The organism is Streptomyces sp. NPDC000941 (assembly GCF_053599555.1).
Genome location: NZ_JBSFMM010000312.1, coordinates 1 through 10,458, shown reverse-complemented (window position 1 = coordinate 10,458; position 10,458 = coordinate 1). Strand labels below are relative to the sequence as shown.

General features: G+C 73.8%; 10 protein-coding genes. 3 read left to right on the top strand and 7 right to left on the bottom strand.

Going from position 1 to position 10,458, the window contains the following annotated elements:
• Positions 1-98 precede the first annotated feature (98 nt).
• Entirely contained in the window at positions 99-1,649 is a 1,551-nt protein-coding gene (locus ACWDSL_RS48990) for a Rieske 2Fe-2S domain-containing protein (protein WP_450495693.1), read from the bottom strand.
• Between the two features lie 391 nt (positions 1,650-2,040).
• Here ACWDSL_RS48990 and ACWDSL_RS48985 point away from each other — a divergent pair, with 391 nt between their 5' ends.
• Both ACWDSL_RS48985 and ACWDSL_RS48980 read left to right on the top strand, forming a co-directional pair.
• Positions 2,041-3,315 (top strand): sensor histidine kinase, encoded by a 1,275-nt coding sequence (locus tag ACWDSL_RS48985; protein ID WP_450495691.1) that lies wholly within the window; start codon positions 2,041-2,043, stop codon positions 3,313-3,315.
• A gap of 5 nt (positions 3,316-3,320) precedes the next feature.
• On the top strand, positions 3,321-3,986 hold the full coding sequence (locus ACWDSL_RS48980) for a response regulator (RefSeq protein WP_450495695.1): 666 nt from the start codon (positions 3,321-3,323) through the stop codon (positions 3,984-3,986).
• Between the two features lie 24 nt (positions 3,987-4,010).
• Here the strand turns inward: ACWDSL_RS48980 and ACWDSL_RS48975 are convergent, their stop codons facing one another.
• From ACWDSL_RS48975 to ACWDSL_RS48960, 4 genes are all read right to left on the bottom strand, one after another.
• Entirely contained in the window at positions 4,011-4,898 is an 888-nt protein-coding gene (locus ACWDSL_RS48975; protein WP_450495689.1) for a DUF2797 domain-containing protein, read from the bottom strand.
• A 50-nt stretch (positions 4,899-4,948) separates the two neighbouring features.
• Complete coding sequence (locus ACWDSL_RS48970) at positions 4,949-5,212, bottom strand: DUF6332 family protein (RefSeq protein ID WP_450495687.1); 264 nt, start codon at positions 5,210-5,212, stop codon at positions 4,949-4,951.
• A gap of 74 nt (positions 5,213-5,286) precedes the next feature.
• On the bottom strand, positions 5,287-6,024 hold the full coding sequence (locus ACWDSL_RS48965) for a maleylpyruvate isomerase family mycothiol-dependent enzyme (RefSeq protein WP_450495685.1): 738 nt from the start codon (positions 6,022-6,024) through the stop codon (positions 5,287-5,289).
• 56 nt (positions 6,025-6,080) lie between these two features.
• Positions 6,081-7,316, bottom strand: a complete 1,236-nt coding sequence (locus ACWDSL_RS48960) for an MFS transporter (RefSeq protein ID WP_450495683.1) — start codon at positions 7,314-7,316, stop codon at positions 6,081-6,083.
• Positions 7,317-7,357: 41 nt separating this feature from the next.
• Between ACWDSL_RS48960 and ACWDSL_RS48955 the strand changes: the two genes are divergently transcribed.
• Positions 7,358-8,584, top strand: a complete 1,227-nt coding sequence (locus ACWDSL_RS48955; protein ID WP_450495681.1) for an ROK family protein — start codon at positions 7,358-7,360, stop codon at positions 8,582-8,584.
• Between the two features lie 124 nt (positions 8,585-8,708).
• Here ACWDSL_RS48955 and ACWDSL_RS48950 read toward each other — a convergent pair whose 3' ends face one another.
• Both ACWDSL_RS48950 and ACWDSL_RS48945 read right to left on the bottom strand, forming a co-directional pair.
• Positions 8,709-9,701 (bottom strand): phosphotriesterase family protein, encoded by a 993-nt coding sequence (locus ACWDSL_RS48950; protein WP_450495679.1) that lies wholly within the window; start codon positions 9,699-9,701, stop codon positions 8,709-8,711.
• Between the two features lie 35 nt (positions 9,702-9,736).
• Positions 9,737-10,339, bottom strand: a complete 603-nt coding sequence (locus tag ACWDSL_RS48945) for a DUF4865 family protein (protein ID WP_450495677.1) — start codon at positions 10,337-10,339, stop codon at positions 9,737-9,739.
• Positions 10,340-10,458 lie beyond the last annotated feature (119 nt).

The following is a 10,458-nucleotide window of genomic DNA, read 5'->3' as shown; positions in this document are numbered from 1 at the left end:
GAATTGTTTTGTTTTGTTGTGTGATTATCTGGGGGGTGCTCTCCAGCACTCCAGGGGCGCGGGGGGGGCGGGGGCCCCCCCCCCGCGCGGCCGGGCCCTCAGCTGCCGGCCGGTGCCGTCCGCTCGGCCCGGATGTCGTGGCCGTCGGCGGTCAGACAGCGGCCGGTGGACAGGTCGTAACGCCAGCCGTGCAGGGTGCAGGTGAGCTCGTCGCCGTCGAGCTGTCCGAACCGGCCGAGGTCGGCGCGCAGATGCGGGCAGCGCCGCTGGACGCGCCAGTCGCCCAGTTCGACGTGTTGGCCGTCGTCGTGCCCGGAGTCGTAGTAGTTCTCCACGTACTCGATGCGCTCGCTGGACAGACACTTGAAGAACACGTACAGGAATTCGTTGTACGGCCCGATCCGGCTGGCGCTGAAGCGCAGGGACAGCAGCAGACTGTTCGACCAGTCGACCTCGCGCCGGGCGATGTTGGTGGCCACCAGGTCGCCCGTGGTGGAGAGCGTGTAGCGGCAGCGCTCACCATCCCAGCGGCGGACCTGGCGGGCCGGGAAGTCGATCACGATCGGAGTGTCGTCCACATTCAGCCGCACCGGGCCGCCGACCCCGTCGCAGATCCGGTCCGCGCGCGCCAACAGCGGTTCCCACCACTGTTTGAGTTCGGCCAGCAGGCGTTCGGGAGGCAGCGCCGGGGCGCGCGAGGCGCGCTCGGCGGCGAGCGCGGGCTGCTGTCTGCGGGCGAAGTCACGCAGGTAGGCGTCCTTGTGCTCGAAGATGTGGTCGATCTCCTTGGCGGTGTAGCGGTGGGTGAGCTTGCACGCGGTGTGCAGCGGTTCGGCGACGGTGCCCGGCAGCAGCAGATGCGCCGAGGTGTCCGGCCGCGCCTCGGCGAGCTCCGCCAGGAACTCCTTCTGGTCGACGAAGATGCTTGTCCCCTCGCGGCCGGTGCCGTTGAACTGGAACAGGTCCTCGTCGAGGAAGCAGGGCGGGCCGGCGTTGGGGAACACATGCCTGGCCTCGACGGCGTCGATATAGCGCAGCGCCCGCTCGGACTGCCCCTCGCGCTTACGGGCGGCGAACTCCCGCTTCGCGGTGTCCGGCAGTTGATAGACCATCGGCCACCAAATGGCGCCGGAGAACTGCAGGAAGTGCGCGTCCACCTCGCCGAACGCCCGGATCGAGGGGATGTCCAGCGGGTGCGCGTCGTTCTGGTTGAGCAGCACCGTCTCCCCGTCGTCCAGCGACAGCGCGGAGTCGCCTATGGGGCCGTCGCCGGGGCCGGTCAGGGCGGTGATCATGATGCGCAGGCCATCGCGCTCGACCGGGACACCGCTTTCGGTGCGCAGGAATTCGCTGAATCCGAGCGCACGCAGCTCGAACTCCAACTCGTCGGTGGCGAAGGCGGGCAGCAGTACGGTGAGGTCCTTGCGCACATTGCGGTGCAGGTTCTCCGCGTCGAAGTGGTCACGGTGCAGATGCGATACGTACAGGTAGTCCGCGGCCCGCCCGTAGTGGTCCCAGTCCAGGTCGGTGTTGTCGGGGAACGGGAACCACGAGCCGAAGAAGGCCGGGTTGACCCAGGGGTCGCAGAGCACCGTTCCGGCGGCGGTTTCGATGAACAGTCCAGCATGCCCAAGTCCGGTTACACGCATAGCGCAGCACCTCAGCCCGGCTCCGTAGGTCACCTGCCCCAACCGTCACGGAAGGGGCCGGTACATCACGTTTTTCACTGTGTGGGGATTTCGGGGCGTGTGCACCCGCAGCGCGCGTGTCCTCGGACACCGGGATACACGGATGGCCAGGCCAGGGGCGGTGGCCCGGATTTGGTTTCCCCTGGTCGAGCGTCGCCCGGTTGCCGTAGCCCGGCGTGTCGCGCGGTGTCGATCGGTGGCCGGCTGATCGGTGGCCGGTCCCCGGGCCGGGTGTCCCGGGCCGGGTGTCCCGGGCCGTCGCGCACCCGTGCCACGTACTCCACCGGGAGTACGTCCGGCCACCGCCCCGGGGCGACGCCGGCGCGGCCCGGGCCGGTCTAGCGTTGCGGGTATGCGTGAATTCTCCCGGGGCCGGCACCCCGGATCCGGCCAGGCAGCCGCCCGGCCCTGGGGCCCTCCGTGGTGGAGCGCGGGCCCCGCCGCCCGGCTGCCGTGGCGCTCCTCGCTGGTCGTCGCGTTCCTCCAGCTGGTCGGGACGCAGTTCGCCGCGCACAGCCAGCCCGAGCGGGCCGACCTCGGCCTCGCCGGCCGGGCGCTGCTGGTGGCCGGGCCCGCGCTGCTCCTCGTACGCCATCGACACCCCCAGCTCGCCGTCCTCGCCACTTCGGCCGTCACCGCGCTCTACCTCGGCGCCGGATATCCCTACGGCCCGGTTTTCCTCAGCGTCGTCGTCGCCTGCTTCGCCGCCGTGGCCGCCGGGCGGCGGATGGCCGCCTGGGCTGCGCTCGGGGGGCTGTGGGCCGCCCATCTGCTTATCACCCACTGGCTCTATCGATGGCTGCCGCCCGCAGGCGACGGTGCTGCCGCCTGGGGGCCGGAGGCGGTCGTCGTGGCCTGGGTGGTGGCGGTCGTCGCCGCCTCCGAACTCGCTCGCGTGCGGCGGGAGCAATGGGCCCGCGAGCGGGCCGAGCGGGAGGCGGCGGAGCGGCGCCGCGCCGACGAGGAGCGGCTGCGTATCGCCCGCGAACTGCACGACGTCCTCGCCCACAGCATCTCGGTGATCAACGTCCAGGCGGGCGTCGGCCTCGCCCTTCTCGACCAGGACCCCGAGCAGGCCCGCACCGCCCTGACCACGATCAAGGCGGCCAGCAAGGAGGCGCTGGGCGAGGTCCGCCAGGTCCTGGACACGCTCAGGGCGCCCGGGGACGCGCCCCGCTCGCCCGCCCCCGGCCTGGACCGGCTGGACGAGCTGACCGAACAGGCTCGTGGCATGGGCCTCGCGGTGAGCGTCGAGGTGGACGGCGTACGGACCACCCTGCCGCCCGGTATCGACCTCGCCGCCTTCCGTATCGTCCAGGAGGCCCTGACCAACATCGTCCGCCACTCCGGCTCCCGCACCGCCCGGGTCCTGCTGCGCTACGCCCCGGCCGAGCTGGAGCTGCGGATAGACGACGACGGTCCGGCGACCGCCGTCGGCCCGGCGAACGGGGGCGCCGGCGGTGGCAACGGCCTGGTCGGCATGCGTGAACGGGCCGCCGCGCTCGGCGGCACGGTGGTGGCCGGGCCGCGGCCGGACGGTGGCTTCCGGGTCCGGGCCCGCCTTCCGCTCACCGCCGCTACGGTGTCTTCGACATCGGGCGGAGCGACCACCATGGAGGCCCCTTGAGCTCCCTGATCCGTGTAGTGCTCGCCGACGACCAGGTGCTGGTCCGCGCCGGGTTCCGCGCCCTGCTTGACGCTCAGCCGGACATCGAGGTGGTCGGCGAGGCCGCCGACGGCGAGTGGGCGGTGGCGCAGGTCCGTGAGGTGCGCCCGGACGTGGTCCTGATGGACATCCGCATGCCACAGCTCGACGGCCTCGCCGCCACCCGCCGGATCACCGAGGACCCCGCGCTCGCCGAGGTGAAGGTGGTCATGCTGACCACCTTCGAGCTCGACGAGTACGTCTTCGAGGCGATCCGCTCGGGCGCCTCCGGGTTTCTGGTCAAGGACACCGAGCCCGAGGAGCTGCTGCGCGCCGTACGGGCGGTCGTCGCGGGCGACGCGCTGCTCTCGCCCGGCGTCACACGCCGGCTCATCGCCGAGTTCGCCGCCCGGTCGAAGGAGCCGGCGCCCGCCACCGTGCTCGCGGAGCTGACCGAGCGCGAGCGGGAGGTGATGGCGCTGGTGGGCATCGGGCTGACGAACGAGGAGATCGCCCGGCGGCTGGTCGTCAGCCCGCTCACCGCCAAGACCCATGTCAGCCGCACCATGATCAAGCTGGGCGCGCGCGACCGCGCCCAACTCGTCGTCCTCGCCTATGAGTCGGGGCTGGTACGCCCGGGCTGGCTCGGCTGATTGATTTCCGGCTCGGTCGCCCGGTCAGAACAGCCCCTCCGGCTCCGCCGCCTCCCGCACCGGCGCGATCACCTCCGCCGTAGTGGCGGCGTCCGCGGGGGCCGCGGCCAGCGGCCAGCCCGCCAGCTGCCGGGTGTCGAGCAGCAGGGCACGGCCGGCCGAGTCGGTCAGGTGGACATCCGGCCCGGCCACGGCCTCCACCTGGCCCGCCACCGTACGGCCGGGGGCGAGCCGGATGACGCCGTGCACCGGGCGCACGCGGTCCAGGTGGAAGGCGGCGTCATGGTGGACGGGCGCACATGGACAGACGGCGAGGGATTCCGGGAGCCCGCCCAGGGCGCACGCCCGCGCGTGCAGCGCGGCGAGCGCCGCCGCGCGCTCCCGCTGGGGCGGCGGGGCCTCGCGGGCGGCGCGCTTGGCGGCGTACGGGAAGCGATCCGGCACCCCGAGCGCGGCGCCCAGCACGGCCTCCGCCCGGCGGGCGGCCATCAGCGGGCCGCGCCCGAGCAAGGTGTAGGAGAGCGCGGCCTGTTCGAGCAGCCGGGCCCCCTCGCGTTCGGCAGCGGTGATCCCGACCTTGATCAGATCCGGGCCGAACCAGGCGAGATAGACGTCGTACGGGCGCGGGTCGTCGGTGCGGGTGTCGGCGGCCACCGAGTACGAGCGGTCCAGCCTGGCGCAGTCCGGGCACTGGGCGGAGACGGCGGACGCGGACACCTCGGCGCCCACCGGGCACGGCGTGTGCCGGGCGCCCCTGCGCACGCCGACGCACAGGCGCCCGGACCCGGTCGTGAACCCCATCGGGCGGCCCGGCGACAGCGGGGAGGCGCGGTCGCCGTGGGCGTGGTGGTGCCAGGCCAGCGCGGGGCCCGACCGGCCCCAGCGCAGCCCCGCGCACCGCCAATGGGTCATACCAGGACCTCTTGCCTACGGGCCTCTTGCCTACGGGGGGAGAGAGAACGTCAGCCGCGCCGCTTGCGCGGCAGCCACCACAGGACCTGGAGGACCCGGGCGGCGAACCCGGCGGTGGCCGTGATGGCGGCGGCCGTCAGCCAGGTCTTCTCCGCCGCGCTGCCCAGGTCGCCGAAGAGGGCCGGGCTCGCGCAGACGAAGAACAGCAGGGCCGCCAGCAGGGCGCCGGTGACGACCGCGAACATGATCTCCACGGTGACGGCGTCGCGTTCGTCCTGGGTGCGAGGACCGCTCACGGGGTGCAGGTCTGTCATGCCACCAGCTTAGGGTCTCGCCGAGGCGCGCAGCGGGGCGTACACCGGAAAGCCCGGCGTACGCCCCGCCCGTCTCAGAAGCCCGAGCGCTCCCGCCACAGTTCGGCCAGCGATGTGTCGCCCGTGGCCCGCAGCCGCGCCATCGGCAGGCGGTTCCACAGCGTCAGATACAGCTCCTCGGCCGAACCGGACAGCTCGCAGTCGGCCTCTCCGGCGTCGCCGACCTCGGCGCGCGGAGGGGCGTCGGTCAGCCGCACCGTCCAGACGACCTCGGCGTCCGTGGCCCGCAGCCGCAGGGTGCGCGGTGTCTCCGTCCGCACCTTGCTCCGCTCGAGGGCGTGGAACCCGGTCAGCAGCTCGCCGAGGCCGTCGGCCGCGAAGGCCGGGGTGACGGGGGAGAGGTCCTTGCCCGCCGCCGACTCCGCGTCGACCCGGTGGATCGCGGTCTCGTGCGCCTGCCGCCGCGCCCAGAACGCGAGCGGTGAGAGGGAGGTGGGCAGGATGGTGAAGTACTGTCCCTCGGGGTCGGCCTCGTTCAGCGCCTTGACCAGCGCGCCGTGGCCGTCGCGGAACCAGGGCGTCAGATCCGCGTCCTCGGGCTCCTGGCCGGGCTGGGGCCGCACCCTTTCGGTCAGCTGCTCGGTGAGGATACGGGTCACCCAGCGGTGCACCATCCCGATGTGTGCCAGCAGGTCCCGTACCCGCCAATCGGGGCACGTGGGCACCTGCGCGTCCGGCCCGGCCTGCTGCGCGGCGTCGGCCAGCAGCCGGCCATCCCGGTCCAGAGCGTCGATCAACTCGGCAATATCCATGGCGGAATTCTGCCAGTCTTGATCGAACATCCCGGGCCCGGGCAGTGGACTTGGGCTCACGCCGGCTCATTGGTGGGCTGACCTGCCCGGCGTGCTCCGTACGCCACGGCTGCCGCCACCGCCGCCAGCAGGGCGACCGTGGTCAGGGCGGTCGGCAGGGAGAGCCCGTCGGCCAGGAAACCGATGGCCGGCGGGCCGAGCAGCATCCCGCCGTAGCCGAAGGTGGAGGCCGCGGCGACCCCGCTCGGCCCGGTCAGGGCGCCCGCCCGCGCGATGGCGACCGGGAAGAGATTGGCCAGGCCGAGACCGGTGACGGCGAAGCCGAGGAGCGCGAGCCAGACGGTGGGGGCGAGCGCGCCGAGCAGCATGCCGGCCGCGGCCGTGGTGCCGCCCGCGACCAGCGTGCGGGTCTGGCCGAGCCGTTCGAGGAGCGCGGTGCCGCTCAGCCTGCCGACGGCCATCATCAGGGCGAAGACCGAGTAGCCCGCCGCGGCGACCCCCGGGGACGCGTCCAGGTCCTGGTCCAGATGGAGCGCGGCCCAGTCGGCCATCGCGCCCTCGCCGTACGCCGTGCACAGCGCGATCAGCCCGAAGACGGCGACCAGCCGGCGCGCCGCGCTCCGGGAACCTGCCCCGGGCGCCCGCCCATCCGGAGCCGTGCCCTGTGCGCCTTCCTCAGACGGCGCCGGTACGGGTACGGGGACCGGGAGGCGGATCAGGGCCCGGCCCGCGACCGCCGCGAGCAGCAGTCCGCAGGCGGCGAGGAGCGACAGGTGGGTGGTGGGGCTCAGCCGCTCCGCTATCAGCCCGCCCAGGCCCGCCCCGGCCATCCCGCCCAGGCTGAACGCGGCGTGGAAGCTGGGCATGACGGGGCGGCGCAGCGCGGCTATGAGATCGACGGCCGCGCTGTTCATGGCCACGTTGAGCCCGCCGAACCCGGCCCCGAAGACCAGCAGGACCAGCCCGAGGGCGAGCGCGGAGCCGGTCAGCGGCGGCAGCGCGACGCTGAGCGAGAACAGGACGGCCAAGGCCACCGTCGTGGCGTGGCTGCCGAAGCGGCGGCAGAGCCGGCCGGTGATCATCATGGTGGCCACCGCGCCCGCCGAAACGCCGAGCAGGGCGAGCCCGAGGGCGCCTTCCGACGCGCCGGTCCGGTCCTTGATCGCGGGAATCCGGACCACCCAACCGGCGAATATGAATCCGTCGATCGCGAAGAACGCGGTGATGGCGGTACGTAGTTGAGTGAGCGATCGGTCGGCCACGGCGGGGCGCCGCCTCCTCGGAATGACCATCCATGTTTTGTTTCGTGTCGGCACAAAGTGAGAATAGGGGCGTGACCCAGACACGGACAAGGCTCGAGCGGGGCCGAAGCGCTCTCGGCCCGGCGCTGGAGCTCGTACACACCGGCCGAGCGCCCACGCGGGCGGTGCTCACGACCGAACTCGGCGTGACCAGAGCGACCGCGGGCGCCGTCGCCGCCGAACTCGAAGCGCTCGGCCTGATCCAGGTCGACTCCCGCCCGCTGGGGGCCGCCGGGGCGCAGGGCCGCCCCTCGCACCGCCTCGCGATCGCCCCCCACGGCCCGGTGGCCCTCGCCGCCCAGGTGCACGCCGACGGCTTCCGCGCGGCCCTGGTCGGGCTCGGCGGCCGGATCGTGGCCACCGAACCCGGCTGTATGACCGTGCCCGCCGATCCGGCACATGTCATCGACGCGGTCGTCGAGGCCGGGGCCCGGCTGCTGCGCGCGAGCGGCCGCCGCTGCGTGGGCGCCGGGCTCGCGGTCCCCTCCGCGGTGGCCGAACCGGAGGGCACCGCCCTCAACCCGCTGCATATCGCCTGGCCCGCGGGTGCGCCCGTACGCGAGCTGTTCACCCGGAGCCTCGCCGCGGCGGGCGTCCGCGGCCCGTCCGGGGCGCCCCTGACCGGCCTCGCCGGCAACGACGTCAACCTCGCGGCCCTGGCCGAGCACCGCCACGGCGCGGGCGGCGGCGCCCAGCACCTGCTCTGCGTCGCCACCGGCCACCGCGGCGTCGGCGGGGCGCTGGTCCTCGACGGGCGGCTGCACACCGGCAGCGCGGGCCTGGCCCTAGAGGTCGGCCATCTGACCGTCAACCCGGAGGGACCGCCCTGCCACTGCGGCAGCCGCGGCTGCCTGGACATCGAGGCCGACCCACTGGCCTTCCTCGTCGCCGCCGGACGCGACCCGGGACCCGAGGTGTCGCTCCTCCAGCAGGCGCGCGACCTGCTCCGCGAGGAGTACGCCGACCCGTCCGTGCGGGCCGCCGCCGACCTGCTCATCGACCGGCTCGGCCTCGGCCTCGCCGGGCTCGTCAACATCCTCAACCCCGACCGCATCATCCTCGGCGGGCTGCACCGAGAGCTCCTGGAGGCCGACCCGGAGCGGCTGCGTGCGGTCGTCGCCGAGCGCAGCCTGTGGGGGCGCAGCGGGGGCGTACCCGTCCTGCCGTGCACCCTGGACCACAACAGCCTGGTCGGCGCGGCGGAGTTGGCGTGGCAGGCGGTGCTCGACGACCCGTTGGAGGCGCTTGGCGCGGCGTGACCCGGGGCGGTGCGATACGGCCGACCCCCGGGCCCGCCCTCGGCCCGCGCGTCGGGCCCGCCCCAGCTCGCGCGTCGGGCCCGTACGTCAGCTCAAGCGGCGGGCCCGTACGTCAGCCCGTACGTCAGTCCGCGTGCCAGGCCGTGGCCAGGGCGCGGGCCGGGTTGGCGGTGAGGATCCGGTGCACCACATCGGCACCCACGGCGAGTTCGAGCCGTGGGCGGAGCCGGCGGAGCAGATACGGCATGCCCGGGCCGCCGTTCACCGACCGGGCCGCGGCCGTGGTCGTATCGCCGCCCAGCAGCAGCTGGTCGGCATGCCCGGCGTCGACGAGCGCGACCAGCGCGTCGGGCAGCCGCCAGTCCGTGGCGTGGTTGGCGCGGGAGGGCCCGTCGAAGGCGAGGAACGCCCCGGCCCGGGCCGCCTGTTGGTGCACGACCGAGTCGGGCGAGCGGTTCAGGTGGCCGAGGATCACGCGCTGCGGCGCCACCCCGTGTTCGTCGCAGAGCAGGTCCAGGACGTCCAGGGCAGCCGTCCCCAGCTCCAGATGCACGGCGATGGGCGCGCCGGTGCGATGGTGGGCCTGGGCGGCCGCGGCCATGGTGCGGCGGGCGTGGGCGTCGAGGCCGTGGAAGCCGCCCGCGACCTTGATCAGCCCCGCGCGCGGCCCCGTGCCGCCGATGCCGCGCGTCAGCTCGTCGACGAAGAGCTCGGCGAGCCCGTCGAGCACCGCTTCGACGGTGCCCGGCGCATAGTGGTGGGCCTGGTGCAGCCCCGTCGCGGCCACCAGATGGACGCCGGTGGCCCGGGAGAGCCCGACCAGCTCATCGGCCGTCCGCCCGAGGCCGTAGGGCGTCCACTGCACCACCGCCCGCCCGCCGAGCCCGTGGAAGGCCCGCAGCTCCGCGTCCGCCGCGGCCACATCGGCCAGCTCCTGCCCGGGCAGCAGCACGCTGCGGAAGAACAGGTGGTCGTGCGCGTCGCAGACGCCCAGCGCATCGCCGGGGACATCGCCGAGCACGGTCCGTACGGCGGTCCCTACGGCGCTCCGTACCGCGGTCTGCGCGGCGGTCTGCGCGGCGGTCTGTGGGACGGTCTGCCCCGTGGTCTCTCCCATGGCCTGTCGTGCCTCTCGGGTCTGTCCGGCCGCGCTCACCACTGGCGCCCGCGGGGGAGCCGGGCCAGGTCGGGCGCGGAGAGGTGGAGCACCTGGTAGCGGTCGCCGGGGGCGCCGGGCGGGGCGGTGTCTGCCCAGAGGGTGAAGTGCAGCAGCTCCCAGCCGCGCGGGTCGATGCCGAGGGCCGTCGAGTGCACCCCGTCCGTATGGGCCAGCCGCCGCAGCTCCTCCAGCGCGTCCTCGACCGCGCCCGCCGGACCGCTGCCCGACGGGTCGGCGCCCGCCGGGACGGCCACGGCATGGCGGGTGGCGGTGCGCGGTGCGGAGGCCAGGGCCGGGCCGTGCTCGAAGGCGAGCCCCTGCCAGTTCTCGACCGCGGGGCGGCCGAAGTCCCGGACGATGCCCTGGAATCCGGGCCCCCACAGAAAGCGGTTCATGGCTTCCGGCTCGGCCCACAGATAGAACGGGGCGTATTGGTTGACCGGCGAGCCGTCGACCCCGCGCTCGCGGATGCCGTACGCCTTCAGTCCGAGCCCCGGAAAGTCGTCCAGGGCTGGGCCCTTCGACTCCACTCGGCGCCGGATGATCTTCATGTCGTAGTCGGCTGGCAGGGTGATCCGGTACTGCATGGCGTGCAAGGAGAACTCCTGTCGGGTCAGACCGGGGGGGTGCCTCTATGTCTTTCGTCAAGCGAGGCGTGGGGTTCTGGGTTCGTAGAAGGTGCCGTCGCGGAGCATCGCGAACAGCACGCTGATGC

Coding starts and splice junctions, on each gene's coding strand:
- ACWDSL_RS48990 (WP_450495693.1), bottom strand. CDS start 1,649: ATGCGTGTAACCGGACTTGGGCATGCTGGACTGTTCATCGAAACCGCC.
- ACWDSL_RS48985 (WP_450495691.1), top strand. CDS start 2,041: ATGCGTGAATTCTCCCGGGGCCGGCACCCCGGATCCGGCCAGGCAGCC.
- ACWDSL_RS48975 (WP_450495689.1), bottom strand. CDS start 4,898: ATGACCCATTGGCGGTGCGCGGGGCTGCGCTGGGGCCGGTCGGGCCCC.
- ACWDSL_RS48970 (WP_450495687.1), bottom strand. CDS start 5,212: ATGACAGACCTGCACCCCGTGAGCGGTCCTCGCACCCAGGACGAACGC.
- ACWDSL_RS48965 (WP_450495685.1), bottom strand. CDS start 6,024: ATGGATATTGCCGAGTTGATCGACGCTCTGGACCGGGATGGCCGGCTG.
- ACWDSL_RS48960 (WP_450495683.1), bottom strand. CDS start 7,316: ATGGTCATTCCGAGGAGGCGGCGCCCCGCCGTGGCCGACCGATCGCTC.
- ACWDSL_RS48950 (WP_450495679.1), bottom strand. CDS start 9,701: ATGGGAGAGACCACGGGGCAGACCGTCCCACAGACCGCCGCGCAGACC.